A 15,541-nucleotide genomic window follows, 5' to 3' on the forward strand; every position below is an offset into this window, starting at 1 on the left:
GCCGGTGAGGGTGCTGGTGGTGGGGGCCAGTGGGCTGCTGGGCGGGGAGGTGTGCCGGCAGGCGGTCGCCGCGGGGGACCGGGTGGTCGGGACGTACCGGTCCAACCCGGTCGAGCTGGCCGGCGTCGAGCCCCGCCGGATCGAGGTCCGGGACCGGTCCGCCGTGTGCGCGCTGCTGTCCGAGGTACGCCCCGACGCGGTGCTGAGCACCGCGTACGACAACACGGACTGGGCCACCACGGCGGACGGGGCGGCGCACGTGGCGCTGGCCGCGGTCGGGGCCGGCGCCCGGCTCGTGCACCTCTCGTCGGACGCGCTGCACGCCGGCCGACCCGAGCCGTACGGGGACGACGTGCCGCCCTCGCCGGTGCACATGTACGGCGCCGCGAAGGCCGCGGCCGAGACGGCGGTACGCGCCATCGATCCGGGCGCGGCGCTGGTGCGTACCTCGCTGATCCTGGGGGAGGGGAGCAAGCAGCTCCAGCTCTGCCGGGACGCGCTGGCCGGCCGGGCCACCCTGTTCGCCGACCAGATCCGCTGCCCGGTCGACGTCGGCGACCTCGCCGCCGCGGTCCGCGAGCTGGCGGCCACCGACCACGCCGGGACGATCAACGTGGCGGGCGCCGACGCGGTGAACCGGGTCGAGCTGGGCCTGCTAGTGGCCCGGCGGGACGGGCTGGATCCGGTGGGCCTGCGCAGCGGCACGATGGCGGCGGCCGGCGTCCGCCAGCCCGCCGACGTACGGCTCGACTCGACCCGCGCGGCCGCCCTCCTGCGCACCCGGCTACGCGGCGTGACCGAGTTTCTCGCGGCCTAGAAGCGCCGCGCAGATTCTCGGGGGCCGGGTGGCCGGGTGATCAGCGGCGCGGGCGCAGGCGGCCGCTGACCCGGCGGATAGCCCGGTCGGGGGCCGTCAGCGGCGGATCCGGCGGACGACCCGGCCGGCGAGCCGCTTGGCCCGCCCCAGCGGCGCCCGGACCACCCGGCGAAGCTGCGCCGGGCCGGACGACTCGGCCGGCCGATAGCCCTGCCGGCGGGCCCGGTCCAGCTCCTTCCACGCCGCGGCCAGCTGCTTCTCCGCGGTCTTGAGCCGGGTCTCGAACCACCGAGCCCGGGAGGCGTTGGACTCCTCGAACCGCTCGGCCTGGGCCACCACCGCGACCGGAACGCCGGCGGCGCCCGCGAGATCCGCGGCGCCGGACCGGGTGGTCCCGGCCGGCGCGCCGGCGAGCGGCCGGCCCAGCCCGGCCTCGGCGGCGATCCGGGCGACCAGCTCCGCGGGCAGCGGCTCGCCCCGCATCGCGGCCACCCAGCCCACGGCTTCGACCTGGGTGAGATGCGAGGGCCAGGTGCGGCGCCAGCCGTGCCGCTCGGCCCGGCCTACCAGGTCGACCATCGCGACCAGCAGCTGCTCGTCCGCGGTCTTGGCCGCCGGTCCGGCCGCCGGGCCGCCGAGGGCCAGCGGCCGGTGTTCGCCGTCGCCGCCCACCACCACCCGGTCGGCCCCGGCCGGGGCCACCTCGGTCAGCGTGCCGAGCCAACCGGCGTACCCCCGGACGGCCGACCGCAGGGCGCCCTGGTCCGGGGCCACCACGGCCTGGCGAAGCACCTCGGACAGCAACCGGCCGGCCGGCACGGCCGAGCCGTCCGGCAGGACCGGGCGGCCCCCGGCGAGTCGGACCACGACGGGCTCGTCCCGGTCGCCGGCCAGCCACGCCACGACATCGTCCGGCGCCGATCCGGCTCCGGCCACCACCAGCCAGCCGGCGGCGAACTCGGCCTGCCACCCGGCCCGCCAGACCCGGCGCATCAGCGAGGCCACCGGGGCGGACGGGCGCTCGGCCTCAAGCGACCGCGCGGCCGGATCGGACAGGGCCGCCAGCAACCCGGCGTGTTCGGTCCGGTCCACCGAGCCGGCCGCCGGTCCCCAGGCCAGCACGGGCGCCGACGGCAGTGGGTAGACCGGCCAGACCGCGGCCCCGGCCCCGAACCGCTCGGCCAGTTCGGCCGGTCCCCGCGGCCGGGTGTCGTCCGCGGTGGCCGGCTCGGTCCAGGCCGGCTCGGACTGGTCGGCCTCCGGCTGGACGTCGGCGGTGAGCCAGTGCAGGCCCAGCTCGTTGTCCACCATCATGATCAGTACGCCGTCCGCCGCCAGCAGCCGGCGCAGATCCGCGCACGCGGTGTCGAAGATCGGCTCGGGGCCCTCCGTCGAGTACAGCCGGCCGACGTCGTCGAGCGCCACCACCGCGTCGAACCCGCGCTCGTCGTACCGTTCGAGGCTGCCGCAGACGACCCGCACCCGGTCGCCGGCGGCGGCCGCGTCGAAGGCCTCGGCGACCAGCCGGGCATCCGGGATCGAGCGGACCAGGCAGGTGAGCTCGCCGTCGGTGCTCTCGGCGAGCGCCGAGAGCAGGTCCGGATCGTGCGGACCGGCCACCAGCACCCGGGACCGGCCGGTCAGGGCCGCGCGCACGATCGGCAGCTGCGCGCCGCGCCGGGCGGGCCCGCGTGCCGAGGTGAGGTCGGACCAGGTGGGCAGCTCGCCGCCGAACAGCCGCACCCGGCCGGGCAGTTGGTCGTCGCTCATGGTGTTGCAGTGCTCCATCCCAGTTCGTAGCTCAGCTCGGCCGGGCTCAGCAGCTGGTCGAGGCCGAGCTCGGAGCGCGTCACCTCGGCCAGCAGGTCCGGCTCGATCGACTCGGCGTGCAGCCCGGGGTGCAGCCGCTGGATGAAGTGCTTGGCGTCGAACCCGCCGCGGTCCTCGAGGAAGTCCATCTGCGGCCCGTACACCCCGGCCTCGCAGCCGACCGACGCCCCGTAGAAGATCGCCGTGGTGAGCCGGTTGGACGCCACCCGCCGGTGCCGGCGCAGCTCGGCGAGCTGCTTGTACAGGAAGCGCGGGTCGGTGCCCTTCCAGAAGGTGCCGCGCTGGCCGTGGCAGATCACCCGGAAGCCGGCGTCCTCGTAGGCGCCGCGCACCTCGGGCATGTCGTACTCGATCCAGTACAGGCAGACCGTGACCGGGCCCGGCTCGGTGGCCTTGATCCGGGCGATCAGGTCGGCGTGGTCGCCCTCGATGCTGCCCTGCTCCCAGGTGTGGAACGGGTAGAAGATCGTGCCGGACCGCTCGTCCGGCCGCTCGCCGGGCTGCTCCGGCTGCTGCGCCAGCAGGTACGCCCACGGCGATCCGATCACCGCGTAGTCCCGCCACCCGATCAGCTGGCCGCGCCGGCGCGAGGTGTCGGACCAGACGTACTTGACGAACCCGACGGGCGGCTCGTGGCCCGGGCCGAACCCGTGCAGGACATTCCAGCCGTGCTGCACGATTCCGGCGATCCGGGGCGGCTTGACCGCGTCCCGCCCGCAATAGGCCGCCAGGATGTGCGCATGCCCGTACCAGTGATTGCTGGAGTCCATGAAGCTCGCATTCTCTGGTCGGCCCGCGACGTCGCGGCGGATTCTACGGGAACCGCCCGCACCCACCGGGCCGGGTCCGGCACGGAACGGACCGGGTAGCCTGTTGGCGTCCGTCGCCGGATCGCCGGCCGCCGCCGCTACTGGAGATCGAGTAGGACAGCGAGGTACCCCATGACCGGACGCGAGTCCATCAAGTGCGGGCCGCACAGCGTGGGCCCCGAGCACCGGCCGTTCGTCATCGCCGAGGTCTCCGGAAACCACAACGGGGAACTGGGCCGTGCGTTGGAGATCGTCGACGCGGTGGCCGCCAGCGGGGCCCAGGCGCTGAAGCTGCAGACGTACCGCGCCGACACCATGACCATCGACGTGGACGCGCCGCGGTTCCGGATCTCCGACGGGCACGACCTGTGGGGCGGCCGCAACCTCTACCAGCTCTACGAGCAGGCGCACACGCCGTGGGAGTGGCACCGGCCGATCTTCGAGCGGGCCCGGGAGCACGGCCTGACCGTCTTCTCCTCGCCGTTCGACCGGACCGCCATCGACCTGCTCGAGGACCTCGGCGCGCCGATCTACAAGATCGCCTCCTCGGAGATCGTCGACCTGCCGCTGATCCGGCTCGCCGCCAGCACCGGCAAGCCGATGATCATTTCGACCGGGATGGCCACGGTCGGTGAGATCGCCGCGGCCGTCGACGCGGCCCGCGGCGCCGGCTGCCAGGACCTGATCCTGCTCGCCTGCACCGTTTCCTACCCGGCCCCGCCCGAGCACAGCAACCTGCGGCGGATCCCGATCCTGGCGGAGGCGTTCGACGCCGTGGTCGGCCTCTCCGACCACACGATGGGCATCGGCGTACCGCTCGCGGCCGTGGCGCTCGGGGCGCGGGTGATCGAGAAGCACGTGACGCTTTCCCGCGGCGACGGCGGGGTGGACTCGGCGTTCTCCCTCGAACCGGCCGAACTGGCCGCGCTGGTCGTGGAGAGCGAGCGGGCCTGGCAGGCGCTGGGCACCACCCGGATCGGCCCCACCGAGGCCGAGCGGGAGGGGCTGCGCTTCCGCCGCTCGCTCTACGTCACCGCGGACGTCCGGGCCGGCGAGCAGGTCACCGCGGCCAACGTCCGGTCCATCCGTCCCGCGGGCGGGCTGGCGCCGGACGAGATCGGCCGGGTGCTGGGCCGGACGTTCCGGCAGGACGTCGGCCGCGGCACCCCGCTCAGCTGGGATCTCATTTGACCCTGGCCACCCTCCACCCGTCCCGCCCCTCGTCGAAATTCGGTGCTGTGCACACTCCCGTCCCGCTCGGCACGTCCGGACCGGTCGTCGCGTTCCCCTCGTCGCCGGCCGCGTCGGCCCGGCGGCTCGCATCCCTGAGGAGCAGGCGTGGCACCGCGGCTTAGCGTCGTCGTTCCGTTCTACAACGTCGAGGACTACATCGGGGACTGCCTCGACTCCCTCGCCCGGCAGACCTTTGGCGACTTCGAGGTGATCCTGGTCGACGACGGGTCGCGCGACGGCAGCGCGCGGATCGCCGAGTCCTGGTGCGAGCGGGACGGCCGGTTCCGCGTCGTCCGGCAGGAGAACCAGGGCCTCGGTCCGGCCCGCAACACCGGGGCCCGGCACGCCCAGGGCGAGTACCTCACGTTCGTCGACAGCGACGACCTGGTGACCCGGCACGCGTACGAGACGATGGTGCGGACCCTGGACGAGACCGGGTCGTCGTTCGCGGCCGGCGACGCCCGCCGGTTCAACAACACCGCCGGGGTACGCGAGTCCTGGGTGCACCGGATCCCGTTCGCCGAGGACCGGTTGGCCACCCACGTGTTCGAGTACCATCCGCTCGCGCTGGACCGGATGGTGTGGAACAAGGTCTACCGGCGGTCGTTCTGGGACGAGTTCGGCTACCGCTTCCCGGCGATCCGGTACGAGGACTACCCGGTCACCCTCCGGGCGCACGTCGAGGCGGTCACCGTCGACGTTCTCTCGGCGCCCGTCTACTACTGGCGGGAACGCGAGTCGGGCGAGTCGATCACCCAGCTGAAGTTCGAGTACGCGAACCTCTACGACCGGGTCGTCTCGGCCGAGATGGTGCTGGACCTGCTCGACGAGAAGGCGCCGGAACTGCGCGGCGTGGTGCACCGGCACTTCGCCCAGATCGACCTCGCGGCCCTGGTCCAGGCGTTCTCCTCGGTCCCCGAGCACGAGCAGGACAAGCTGCTGCAGCTCGGGCACCGGCTGTCCGAGCGGCTCGACCGGGAGGCGTTGGCGTACTCGTCCCCGTACGAGCGGCTGCAGTATTTCGCGCTGCAGGCCGGCGATGCCAACCTGCTGCACCGGCTGGCGCAGTTCCAGCTCGACGGTGGTCTGCGCGGCGGGGCGCGGGCCCGGCGGAATCCCGCCGTGCCATGGCGGTTCGAGAACCAGTATCCGGGCCTCGACGACCATCCCCCGGCGGCGCCCCGCCGGCTCTACCGGTTGCCGCTGCGCGCGATGAGCCTGCACAGCAGGGTGACCGGGATCGACTGGGACGACGAGGGGCTGATCGTCCGCGGCACCGCCGAGATCCGCCACCTGGTCAGCGACGACAGCTCGGCGCTGCGGATCTGGCTGGTCCGCGACGGCCGGAAGACCCCCCTTCCGGTACGGCGCTTCGAGGCGCTGGACTCGCACGGCGATCCGGCGCCGGTGGGCTTCGAGGCGCGGGTGTCCCGCGGCCTCCTGGCCGCCTTCCCGCGGGACGAGGAGCCGGCCCACTTCCTCGTCGAGCTGCGCCGCGGCGCGCTGTACCGGCGGGGCGAGCTGGGCAACCCGCAGCCCGGCGGCGCGCAGCTCCCGGCCGGCGACTGGGTGGCGGACGACGTCTGGATCCAGCCGACCCGGGTCAGCGCCGGGCGGCTGGCCCTGGTGCAGTTCCACCGGCCGTTCGCGCTCACCTCGGCCCGGGTGGCCGACGACGCGTTCGTCCTCGCCGGCCGGCTGCCCGGCCCGGCCGCCGGCGCGCCCACCGGCCCGGTCGCCGGCGCGCCCGCCGACCCGGCCGCCGGTCCTCGGCTGCAGCTGAGCCGGACGTCGGGCGCGGAGCTCCTGCCGCTGCGGACCTGGCCGGACGGCTCGGGCACCGCCTTCGAGGTGCGGTTGCCGCTCGGCACCCTGGTCGACGCGGCCAACCCCGACGATCCGTTCACCCAGCAGACGGTCCGGGTGCCCAGCCTGGCCGCCGGTGAGGAGTCGCCGCAGTTGCTGGCGGCCGGCCTCACCCGGTCCCTGGCGGCGGTGCACGACGGCCGGTTGCTGGTGCTGACCCGATCGACGGGCAACTACGTGAGCCTGCACGAGGGTCCGGTCCGGCTCACCGCGGACGCACTCGACCTGGAGTCCGGCGAGGGCGGTCACCGGCTCACGGTGTCCGGGACCAGGTGGGAGACCGTCGGGTCCGGCGAGTTCGTCTGGCGGCGCTTCTTCGACAACTCGAACGACTACGTGGACGTCGCCTGCAAGCTCGCCGGCGACGATCGGCGCTGGTCGGCCGGGGTCGAGCTGGCCGATCTGCTGCCGCCGCCCGAGGCGTCCCGGCCGACGTCGGCCGACCCGCTGGCCAGCCTCGCCGACTGGACCCTGTTCGCGGTGCCCGTCGGCGCCGAGTCGGCGTACGCCGTGCAGACCGACGTCTTCCTGCTGCGCCGGCTGCCGCTCGAGCTGTCGGTCTCCGACCGGCGGATCCGGCTGCAGCCGCGGGTCGGCACCCTGCACCTCGAGGTGCGGTGACGATGCGAGGAACTGCCCGTGCTCGTGGATTGGAAAAGGTGTGACTGACAACGGGACCGACCCGCACAACCCGCCGGCCGAGGTCGACGCGGCCCGGCCCGGGGTCGACGAGCTCACCGCCCGGGTCGCGGAGCTGGAGCTCGCGGTCCGGCACCGCGATCAGCAGCTGCGGATGCGGGACGAGCGGATCCGCGCGCTGCGCGACGAGATCCGCTACATCAAGGGCTCGAAGTCGGCGAAGCTGGCCGGCGCCATCCAGCAGGCGGCGAAGATCCGGCGCCCGCGGGAGTTCGCCGGCGCCATGAAGCAGCAGGTGCGCCGGGTGTTCGTGAAGGAGCGGCTGCGCCGGGCGCTCAAGCAGTAGCGCCGCCCGGGCCGCCCCGGGCGGCCCCGGGTGCTCAGCCGGCCGGGCGGCCCCGGGTGCTCACTCGGCCGGGCGGCCCCGGGTGCGCCGGACCTTGCTGCTCAGCTCGTTGAGGTCGTACCGCGCCCGGCGGTAAGCAATCTTGATGAACTGCACCAGCCGGGCCGTCTTGGTGCCGCGGTAGAGCTGCATCTCCTGGTCGAGCAGACTCAGCGCCCGATCGCGGCCGCGGATGGTCTGCTCGGTCCACTCCATCAGCTCGCGCAGGTGGGTGACGTCGTACTCCTCCCGCCAGCGGGCGTCCGCGAGCTCCCGGTAGCCCCGCAGGTCGACGCCCGCCGTCTCGGTCCGCACCTCGGCCAGCGCGGCCCGCCGCTCGGCCGCCTCGCCGGGCGTCAGGTCCTCCTCGGCGGCCCGCACGGCCGCCTCCAGGTCCAGCGCCGCGTCGAGGTCGCCGTCACGGAGCGTCCGGCCGGCGGTGGCGGCTAGCCCGACCGTGAGTTCCGCGGCGCTGGCGGTCAGGTCCCACGGGTGCGGCCGGTTCATCGTGATGAGCCGGGCGGCGAAGCCCCACAGCGCCCGGGCGACGACCACGTCGACGGGCACGGCGTCGATCGGCTCCCATCGGGCCGGCATCGGCCAGAAACCGGCGTCGGTGGCCACCAGGTCGTACGTGCCGGCCAGGGCCACCGGCCCGGAAACCCGGCCGTCGACCGCGTGGTCCTGCACCCAGGACACGTACCCGGCCAGGGCGGCGCGCAGGCCGACCAGGTCGTGTCGGGCGCACAGCCCCAGCAGTTGCTCCTCGAACACCCGGCCCGGCGCCAGGTCCGCCACCGGGCCCGGGTCGGCGACGCCGCGCAGGGCGCCCCGCTGCCGCCCGGCGGTGGCCGGCGCCAGCACGGACAGCCGCAGCCGGCGGTCGGTGGCGGCGATCTCGTAGACGTACCCATCCTCGTGGCCCACGACCAGGTCGTGCCGCGGCACCGCCACGCCCTCGGCGTCGGCGGGGTGTGCCAGGACCAGCCACCGCGGGGCGAGGGTCGCCACGGCGCCGACCCGCAGCGCGCGTTCCAGCAGCGGCCGCGGATCCTGCAGCACCGCCGTCCCGGCGTACGCGTCGGTCAGCGCCGCGAACAGCGCGGCGGCCAGCGGGGCGCGCAGCGGCGAGCCGGTGTCGCCGGTGACCCGGTCGGCGACGAGGACGTCCGGTCGGTGCGCGGCGGGGAACGCCCCGTACCCCCAGGCCGGCTCGAGGCCGTGGGCGCGCATCCGGGCGCGCAGCTCGGCCAGCGACGCCGGGCGCAGGTCGTCGTGCTCGGAGACCGGATACCAGGCCGTGTCGGAGCGGTATTGGCGGCCGGGCTCGAGCTCAACCAGGTGCTGCAGGCCGAGCAGGTTGGGGTGGGTCAGCGCGAGGACGCCGCGCGGGGCCAGCAGCCCGGCCAGCCCGTGCAGCAGGTCGTCCGGGCTCTGCTGGTCGCCCTCGGTCGAGGCGAGCCGATCCAGCCCGTCGGCCGCGATGATCAGGTCGAACGGGCCGCCGTGGTCGACCTTGCTGACGACGCCGCACCAGACCGTCACGTCGGGGAACTCGGCGGCGATCCGCTCGGCGTCCGGCACGGCCCGGACCAGGCAGGACACCGCCGCCCCGGTCCGGATCAACGCGCGCAGCAGCGCCGGGTCGTGCGGGCCGGCGACGAGCACCGCCGAGCGGCCCGTCGCGAGCTCGGACATCAGGCGCAGCAGGGCGGTTCCGCCGGGGATCCGCGGCCCGCGCTCCGGGTCCCAGTCGGTCCACGAGTACATCTCGCCGCCCACCTGCCGTACCCTGCCGGGCTCAGCCATGCTCACCGTCCTGCACATCGGTCCAGCCCAGGTGATAACGCAGCTCCGCCGGGGACGCGAGCAGGTCGGCGCCGAGTTCGGCGCGGGCCATCGCGTACGCCACGGCGTGGTCGGTCCGGTGGGCGTACATGTCCGCCCACTGGCGCTGGATCCGCGGCTCGCCGCCGAACCGCAGGTCCGCCTTGCCGATCAGCATCGGGTCGCCGTACACGGCGGCCTCGCAGCCGGCCAGCAGGCCGTACCAGACGGCGCTGGACAGCCGGTTGGACACCACCCGCCGGTGCCGGCGCAGCTCGGCCAGCTGCCCGGACAGGAAGTCGCGGTTGTGGTCACGCCAGCCGTGGCCGCGGAAGCCGTGGCAGATCACCCGGGCGCCGGCCCGCTCGTACACCCGGCGGATCCGCGGGGTGCGGAACTCGTTCCAGTAGAGGCAGGCGGTGATCGGGCCGGACTCGACCGATCGCACCTCGGCGATCAGCCGGGCGTGGTCGCCGGTGATGCGCTGCCCCTCCCAGCCGTGGAACGGGTAGAAGATGGTGCCCTCGCGCCGCTGGGCGGGCGGTTCCGGCTCCATGGCCACCAGGTAGGCGAAGGGGGCGCCGGTCACCACCGCGTTCCGGTGGCCCTGCGACCAGGCGCGCCGGCGGGTCTGCTCGGACCACACGAACACCCGGCTGCCGTGCACGACCCGCAGGTCCGCCGCCTGGCTGTCGCCGATGTTCCAGCCGTGCTGGAGGTAGCCCCGCATCTTCGGCGGGTGCAGCGGCTCGGGCAGCGCGCAGTACCGGGCGAGCACGTGGGCGTGCCCGTAGTAGTAGTTGGCCTGGTGCATGCTCAGCCGCCACCCTCGCCGGCCGCGCCGGTTGGCACGCAGGCCACCGAGACGGTCAGGTCGCCGAGCGTCAGGGTGCGCCACAGCCCCGGCAGCCGGTCGGGGACGTCCAGGCCGTACCGGCGCAGCCACACCGCGATGGGCAGGTCGTACGCCTTGCACAGGCTCTCGGCCCGGGTCCACCGGGCCCAGAAGTCGGCGGTCCCGAACCGGCGTCCCAGCGCGGGCGGCACCGCGCCGTCGGCCACCTCGGCGTCGATGGCCAGCCGGTGGCCCGGCGGCGGCGGGCCGTACCAGCCGACCGTGCGCGCGTCCGCGGTGTGCGCCCGGGTCAGCGCCGGGCCGGCGGCGCCGGCTCGCGCGCCCGCGCCAGCCACCCGCAGGTACGTCTCGGCCCGGTCGAGGTGCTCCCGCGCGGCCCGGTCAGATCGAGGCGCCACCGTCGACCTCGATCACCTGGCCGTTGATGTTGGTCTGGTCGCACAGCAGCATCCGGATCACCGGAACGACCTCGTCCGGCTCGGTCAGGTGGCCGGTCGGCGTCCGCCGGGTGATCTGGTCCAGTTGGGTCTGGCCCAGCACGGCGGACATCTCCGAGGCGAAGAAGCCCGGCGCCACCGAGTTGGCCAGGACCCGTCCGTTGAGCTCGCGCGCGATGGTGCGGGTGGCGGAGTCCATCCCGCCCTTGGTGGCCGAGTAGGCGACCAGACCGGCGTAACCGCGCTGGGCGCAGATCGAGGTGATGTTGACCACCCGGCCGCGCAGCCCCTTGCCCAGCATCCGCCGCAACACGAGTCGGGTGAGCACCAGGGGAGCGGTGAGGTTGGTGTGCACGATCTTCTCGATCTGCTCCACCGAGGTGTGCACGTGCAGCGAGTCCTGCCCGATGGCCGCGTTGTTGACCAGCCCGTCGATCGGGCCGAGCCGGTCCTCGGCGGCCCGCACGAACCGGGTGCACGCGGCCGTGTCGGTGATGTCGACCGAGTCGACGTGCAGCCGGCCCTCGTACTTCTCGGCCAGCTCGCGCAGCTTCGGGGTGATCGTGCGAGCGAAGGCCGCGACCTTCAGCCCCTGCGCGAGCAGGTCGGTGACCACGGCCAGCCCCAGGCCGCGCGACCCGCCGGAGACGAGCACGACGGTCGAGGGCGGGATGACGGACGTGCCGCCGGCGGTGTCAGACATCGCTTTTCAGGGTCTCCTTGACCGGGATCTCGTCCAGGAAGCGGATGCGGCGCGGGACGCCATAGTCGGGCAACCGCTCGCGGCACCACTGTACGAGAGCGGCCTCGTCCGGCGGCGCGTGGTCGGCCGCCGGCGCCGGCACGACCTCGGCCACCACCATCCGGCCCACGATCGGGGCCCGGCGGGAGGTCACCCGGGCCCAGGCCACCCCGGGATGCGCGGTGAGCACGTGCCGGACGAGCCCGGCCGACACCTTCGAACCGCCGACGTTGATCTCGTCCGAGTTGAGCCGGCCCACGATGTGCACCCGGCCGTCGACGATCTCGACGCGGTCGCCCGTGCGGACCGGCCCGGAGAGGCCGGCGCCGTGGTACGGGGAGCGGATGATCAGCTCGTCGCCCTCCACCGAGATGGTGGGCCGGTCCGGAGCCGCCCGGTCGAGCCAGGCGGCGGGGAAGCCGGCCCGGCCGTCGTGCACCACGATCGACGCGCCGACCTCGGACGACGCGTAGATCCACGAGATCCGGGCGGCCGGAAAGAGCTGCCGGAGCTGGTCGAGAATGGCCTGGTCGACGGGCTCGCCGCCGAGGGTGAGCTGCCGCAGCGGCACCCGGGCCAGGGCCTGGCCGTCGCGGTGGATGGCCTGCCGCCAGAACGTCGGGGTGCCGGACGCGGCCGTCACGCCGTGCTCGCCGGCGATCCGCGGCCAGTCGTCGAGGTCGCCCGGCTCGACCACCACGAGGTCCTGCCCGGGCTGGGTCAGCGACAGGGTCACCACCTGCCACCAGGCGTACGTGCCCGGCGCGTACGGGCACAGCCAGGTGCGCGGCTCCTGGACGGTGCGGACCGTGGTGAGCGAGTCGAGGGTGTGCCCGACCCGCTTGGGCCGGCCGGTGGAGCCGGAGGTGAGCAGCCACAGCCGGTCGGGTTCGGGCGCCCGCTGCCGACCCTTGTCGAGCACGGTCACCTCGCCCCGGTCGAGGGCGACCACCGTGAATCCGGCGTCGGTGAGGTCGTCCCGCAGCCCCGGATCGACCCGCGAGGCGGTGCTGAGCACCAGCTCGACGCCCCGGGTGGCGTGCTGCCGGGCGGCGGTCAGGGCGTCGACGGCCGACGCCGCGAGCACGGCGGCCGGCGAGGGCAGCTCGACGGCGGGCAGGTCACGCCAGGTCAGCCGCCGGCCGTTCGCGACGATCCGGTTGCCGTCGCCGGCCAGGCCGGTCGGCCGGCTGCCGGCTGCGGCCGAGCCGGCCGGGTCGGGGGCCGCGCTCACTCGGACTGCAGCTGCACGATGAAGTCGAGCACGTCACCGACCGTGGCGATCTGCCGCAGGCCGGGGGCGTCGAAGTTGAGCTCGTCGCCGATCTCGTCCTCGACCCGCAGCGCCAGCTCGGAGAAGTCGAGCGAACGGAAGCCGATCTCGCGAAGGTCGGCGGCGTCGTCGTCGGGCAGCGTTTTGCCCTGGTTTTTCATGACCTGAGCCATGAGGTCGCGGACCTGGGACCGACCGAGCGAGTTCATGGGGCCGGAGCATACCGGGCGCTGGTTAACGGCTCGGTCGCCTGTAGCGTGCGTGGCGTTCGGGCAGCTTGAGCACGTCACGGGAGGGTGAGCGGACGCATGTTGCGACCGGCGACGGACGATGACCTCGACGCGATGCGGCAGTGGCGGAACCAGCCGCCCAACCGTGAGGTCAGCATCACCAGCCACGAGATCACCCCAGCCGAGCACGCGGCCTGGTGGTCGCGGACCCGCACGGACCCCACCCGGCGGGTCTTGATCTACGAGCGGGACGGGGTGCCCGCCGGGGTGGTCAACTTCTTCGACCTGGCGCTGGACGGCCCGGCCCCGGTGGGTTCGTGGGGCTTCTTCCTCGACGCCGCCGGCCTGGACGAGCGCCGGGAGACCCTGCCGGCCTGGCTCGAGGTTATGCGCGAGGCGGTTGACCACGCCTTCGACGAGCTACGGCTCGCTGAGCTGCGTGGCGAGGTGCTGGCGGGCAACGAGGTGGTCCGGCAGATGAACCGCCGGTTCCGGTTCGCGGAGGGCCAACCGGAGGTACGCGAGGTCGACGGCCGCTCGATCACGGTGATCCCTATCTCGTTGGCCCGCGCCAACCGCCGCCGCCGGTAGCCCGCGCCGTCCCAGCGGCCACCGCTGCACAGAATCTATGCACAACTCTTGTGCATAGATTCTGTGCATAGTTATTGTGCATCCATGACCCGAGACGGGACCGAACAACGACGACGGGTGCGGCTCGACCACCGGCAGGTCCGGGTGTTGGCCCATCCGCTCCGGATGCGCCTGCTCGGCGCGCTCCGGGTGCGGGGGCCGGCCACCGCCACCGCCCTGGCCGAGCGGCTGGCCACCAACACCGGCGCCACCAGCTATCACCTGCGGCAACTGGCCGAGGTCGGGCTGGTGGCCGAGGCGCCGGAGCTGGGCAGCGGCCGGCAGCGCTGGTGGCGCGCCGCGCACGAGATCACCAGTTGGGATCCCAGCGACTTCGACGACGACCCGGACGCGCGGGCCGCGATCGAGTGGATCCAGGGCGACCAGGTGCGGATCCTGCTCGACCAGGCCGAGCGGTGGTTCGCGGCGCAGCACGACCAGCCCTCGGCCTGGCGGGACGCGGCCGGCATGGGCGACATGTTGCTGACCCTCACCCCCGACCGGCTCGAGGCGCTAAAGGCGGAGGTCTTCGCCATCCTCACCCGCTACCACGAGGCGCCGCCGGCCGACGGGTCGGACGCCCGGCCGGTGCAGGTCTTCCTGGCCGGCTATCCGATGCTGGACGAGGGTTCGGCATGACCGCGCTGACCGGCCGGCAGGCGCACCGGCGTTACCTGATCCTCTACGGCCTGCGCTGGCTGCCCGCCGGCCTGCTCATCCCGGTGCTCGTCCTGTTGATGCAGGAGCGCGGCCTGACCCTGCCCCAGATCGGCGTCGTGACGGCGGCGCAGGGTCTGCTCGTACTCGCGCTGGAGCTGCCGACCGGCGGCCTGGCGGACGCCTTCGGTCGCAAGCCGGTGTTGGTGGCGGCCGCGGTGCTGAACGTGGCCTCGCTGGCGCTGTTCGCGGTGGCCTCCTCGTTCGCGCTCTTCGTGCTGGTCTTTCTGTTGCAGGGCGCGTACCGGGCGCTGGACAGCGGGCCGCTGGACTCCTGGTATGTCGACGCCGCGCTGGCGGACGACCCCGGGGCCGACCTCGAACGCGGACTCGGCGGCGCCGGCACAGTTTCCGGGCTGGCCATCGGGGTCGGCGCCCTGGCCAGCGGCGGCCTGATCGCGCTGGGCCCGCTCGGACCGGTCAGCGCGCTCACCGTGCCGGTGCTGGTGGCCGTGGTCGCCCAGTTGGTCGCGCTCGGCGCGCTGCTGGCGCTGCTCGTGGAGGTGCGACCGGCCGGCGGGGTGGCGGCGTTGCGCGCTTCGGTCCGCGGCGTGCCCGGCGCGGTGGGTGGGGCGTTCGGGCTGCTCCGCCGCTCCCGGGTGCTCCTCGCGCTGGTGCTGGTGGAGGTGTTCTGGGGGTTCGGCATGGTCACCTTCGAGACGCTGCTGCCGGTCCGGCTCGCCGACGTGGTTGGCGGCGCGGACCGGGCGGCCGGGCTGCTGGGCCCGGCCGGCTCGGCCGCCTGGTTGGCCTCGGCCGCCGGCGCCGCGCTGGCCGCCCCGGTCGCCCGCCGGCTGGGCCCGGCCCCGACGGCGGCCCTGCTCCGGGTGATTCAGGGCGGCACGGTGGTGGGAATGGGTCTGCTGGCCGGCCCGGTCGGGGTGCTGGCCGCCTACCTGGGCTGCTATGTGGTGCACGGCGCGAGCAACCCGCTGCACCAGGGCCTGTTGCACCGCCAGGTGGACGGCCCGTACCGGACCAGCGTGCTGTCGCTCAACTCGATGATGGCCCAGCCGGCCGGGGCGCTGGGGGGCGTCGTGCTCACGGCGCTGGCCGGCGCCACCAGCGTCAGCGTGGCCATGCTGGCCGGGGCCGTGGTGCTGGCCGTCGCGGCCCCGCTCTACCTGCCGGCCTGGCGCGCCGCCCGGGCCTCCGCCCACCCGGCCGCCGGTCGGGCCCCGCTGCCCGCCCGGCCGCCGACCCGGCAGCCGCCGCCGGCGCGGGCGCGGGCGCGTTAACAGGGGACCCTT

Annotated in this window: 15 protein-coding genes; 7 read left to right on the forward strand and 8 right to left on the reverse strand. The window is 74.5% G+C overall.

The features are described 5' to 3' along the window. Positions 1-4: 4 nt before the first annotated feature. Positions 5-817: an SDR family oxidoreductase gene (locus ACFFHU_RS21765; RefSeq protein ID WP_377341681.1), complete on the forward strand. Its 813-nt coding sequence runs from the start codon at positions 5-7 to the stop codon at positions 815-817. A gap of 96 nt (positions 818-913) precedes the next feature. Here the strand turns inward: ACFFHU_RS21765 and ACFFHU_RS21770 are convergent, their stop codons facing one another. Together ACFFHU_RS21770 and ACFFHU_RS21775 are read right to left on the reverse strand one after the other, a co-directional pair. Then, positions 914-2,587 carry a serine/threonine-protein kinase gene (locus ACFFHU_RS21770; protein WP_377341682.1) on the reverse strand — a complete coding sequence of 558 codons (1,674 nt, stop codon included), beginning with the start codon at positions 2,585-2,587 and terminating at the stop codon, positions 914-916. Next, the gene (locus ACFFHU_RS21775) at positions 2,584-3,417 is read right to left on the reverse strand and encodes a hypothetical protein (protein ID WP_377341684.1); all 834 of its coding nucleotides are present in this window, start codon (positions 3,415-3,417) and stop codon (positions 2,584-2,586) included. Before ACFFHU_RS21775 ends, ACFFHU_RS21770 begins: the two co-directional genes overlap by 4 nt. 171 nt (positions 3,418-3,588) lie before the next feature. On the opposite strand from ACFFHU_RS21775, the gene pseI reads away from it, so the two are divergent. The 3 genes from pseI (at position 3,589) to ACFFHU_RS21790 (ending at position 7,540) form a co-directional block, all read left to right on the forward strand. Further along, complete coding sequence (gene pseI, locus ACFFHU_RS21780; RefSeq protein WP_377341686.1) at positions 3,589-4,647, forward strand: pseudaminic acid synthase; 1,059 nt, start codon at positions 3,589-3,591, stop codon at positions 4,645-4,647. Positions 4,648-4,794: 147 nt separating this feature from the next. After that, positions 4,795-7,176 (forward strand): glycosyltransferase, encoded by a 2,382-nt coding sequence (locus tag ACFFHU_RS21785; protein WP_377341688.1) that lies wholly within the window; start codon positions 4,795-4,797, stop codon positions 7,174-7,176. Positions 7,177-7,216: 40 nt separating this feature from the next. Then, positions 7,217-7,540: a hypothetical protein gene (locus ACFFHU_RS21790; protein WP_377341690.1), complete on the forward strand. Its 324-nt coding sequence runs from the start codon at positions 7,217-7,219 to the stop codon at positions 7,538-7,540. A gap of 60 nt (positions 7,541-7,600) precedes the next feature. Here the strand turns inward: ACFFHU_RS21790 and ACFFHU_RS21795 are convergent, their stop codons facing one another. Genes ACFFHU_RS21795 through ACFFHU_RS21820 form a run of 6 tightly spaced genes read right to left on the reverse strand, consistent with a single transcriptional unit; the run spans position 7,601 to position 12,923 of the window. Further along, the gene (locus tag ACFFHU_RS21795) at positions 7,601-9,388 is read right to left on the reverse strand and encodes a hypothetical protein (protein WP_377341692.1); all 1,788 of its coding nucleotides are present in this window, start codon (positions 9,386-9,388) and stop codon (positions 7,601-7,603) included. Beyond that, a complete protein-coding gene (locus tag ACFFHU_RS21800) occupies positions 9,381-10,220 on the reverse strand; it encodes a hypothetical protein (protein ID WP_377341693.1) in 840 nt (279 codons plus the stop codon). Before ACFFHU_RS21800 ends, ACFFHU_RS21795 begins: the two co-directional genes overlap by 8 nt. A 2-nt stretch (positions 10,221-10,222) precedes the next feature. Then, on the reverse strand, positions 10,223-10,660 hold the full coding sequence (locus tag ACFFHU_RS21805; protein WP_377341695.1) for a hypothetical protein: 438 nt from the start codon (positions 10,658-10,660) through the stop codon (positions 10,223-10,225). Then, positions 10,644-11,402 (reverse strand): SDR family NAD(P)-dependent oxidoreductase, encoded by a 759-nt coding sequence (locus ACFFHU_RS21810; protein ID WP_377341697.1) that lies wholly within the window; start codon positions 11,400-11,402, stop codon positions 10,644-10,646. Before ACFFHU_RS21810 ends, ACFFHU_RS21805 begins: the two co-directional genes overlap by 17 nt. Continuing rightward, entirely contained in the window at positions 11,395-12,675 is a 1,281-nt protein-coding gene (locus ACFFHU_RS21815) for an AMP-binding protein (protein WP_377341699.1), read from the reverse strand. The genes ACFFHU_RS21810 and ACFFHU_RS21815 overlap by 8 nt, the downstream gene beginning before the upstream one ends. Next, positions 12,672-12,923, reverse strand: a complete 252-nt coding sequence (locus ACFFHU_RS21820; RefSeq protein WP_377341701.1) for an acyl carrier protein — start codon at positions 12,921-12,923, stop codon at positions 12,672-12,674. Before ACFFHU_RS21820 ends, ACFFHU_RS21815 begins: the two co-directional genes overlap by 4 nt. Before the next feature lie 99 nt (positions 12,924-13,022). Here ACFFHU_RS21820 and ACFFHU_RS21825 point away from each other — a divergent pair, with 99 nt between their 5' ends. The 3 genes from ACFFHU_RS21825 to ACFFHU_RS21835 all read left to right on the forward strand — a co-directional run bounded on the left by ACFFHU_RS21825 (position 13,023) and on the right by ACFFHU_RS21835 (position 15,529). Then, positions 13,023-13,535, forward strand: coding sequence for a GNAT family N-acetyltransferase (locus ACFFHU_RS21825; RefSeq protein ID WP_377341703.1), 513 nt, complete (start codon positions 13,023-13,025; stop codon positions 13,533-13,535). A gap of 84 nt (positions 13,536-13,619) precedes the next feature. Then, positions 13,620-14,213 (forward strand): helix-turn-helix domain-containing protein, encoded by a 594-nt coding sequence (locus tag ACFFHU_RS21830; protein ID WP_377341706.1) that lies wholly within the window; start codon positions 13,620-13,622, stop codon positions 14,211-14,213. Beyond that, positions 14,210-15,529 (forward strand): MFS transporter, encoded by a 1,320-nt coding sequence (locus tag ACFFHU_RS21835; RefSeq protein ID WP_377341708.1) that lies wholly within the window; start codon positions 14,210-14,212, stop codon positions 15,527-15,529. Before ACFFHU_RS21830 ends, ACFFHU_RS21835 begins: the two co-directional genes overlap by 4 nt. Positions 15,530-15,541 lie beyond the last annotated feature (12 nt).

The organism is Plantactinospora siamensis (assembly GCF_042434095.1).
Lineage (GTDB): Bacteria > Actinomycetota > Actinomycetes > Mycobacteriales > Micromonosporaceae > KBS50.

What these genes read in the sequence shown, in the direction of transcription:
- ACFFHU_RS21795 (WP_377341692.1), bottom strand. Translation starts at nt 9,388, where the DNA reads ATGGCTGAGCCCGGCAGGGTACGGCAGGTGGGCGGCGAGATGTACTCG.
- ACFFHU_RS21810 (WP_377341697.1), bottom strand. Translation starts at nt 11,402, where the DNA reads ATGTCTGACACCGCCGGCGGCACGTCCGTCATCCCGCCCTCGACCGTC.
- ACFFHU_RS21835 (WP_377341708.1), top strand. Translation starts at nt 14,210, where the DNA reads ATGACCGCGCTGACCGGCCGGCAGGCGCACCGGCGTTACCTGATCCTC.
- ACFFHU_RS21820 (WP_377341701.1), bottom strand. Translation starts at nt 12,923, where the DNA reads ATGAACTCGCTCGGTCGGTCCCAGGTCCGCGACCTCATGGCTCAGGTC.
- ACFFHU_RS21825 (WP_377341703.1), top strand. Translation starts at nt 13,023, where the DNA reads ATGTTGCGACCGGCGACGGACGATGACCTCGACGCGATGCGGCAGTGG.
- ACFFHU_RS21800 (WP_377341693.1), bottom strand. Translation starts at nt 10,220, where the DNA reads ATGCACCAGGCCAACTACTACTACGGGCACGCCCACGTGCTCGCCCGG.
- ACFFHU_RS21830 (WP_377341706.1), top strand. Translation starts at nt 13,620, where the DNA reads ATGACCCGAGACGGGACCGAACAACGACGACGGGTGCGGCTCGACCAC.
- pseI (WP_377341686.1), top strand. Translation starts at nt 3,589, where the DNA reads ATGACCGGACGCGAGTCCATCAAGTGCGGGCCGCACAGCGTGGGCCCC.
- ACFFHU_RS21770 (WP_377341682.1), bottom strand. Translation starts at nt 2,587, where the DNA reads ATGAGCGACGACCAACTGCCCGGCCGGGTGCGGCTGTTCGGCGGCGAG.
- ACFFHU_RS21775 (WP_377341684.1), bottom strand. Translation starts at nt 3,417, where the DNA reads ATGGACTCCAGCAATCACTGGTACGGGCATGCGCACATCCTGGCGGCC.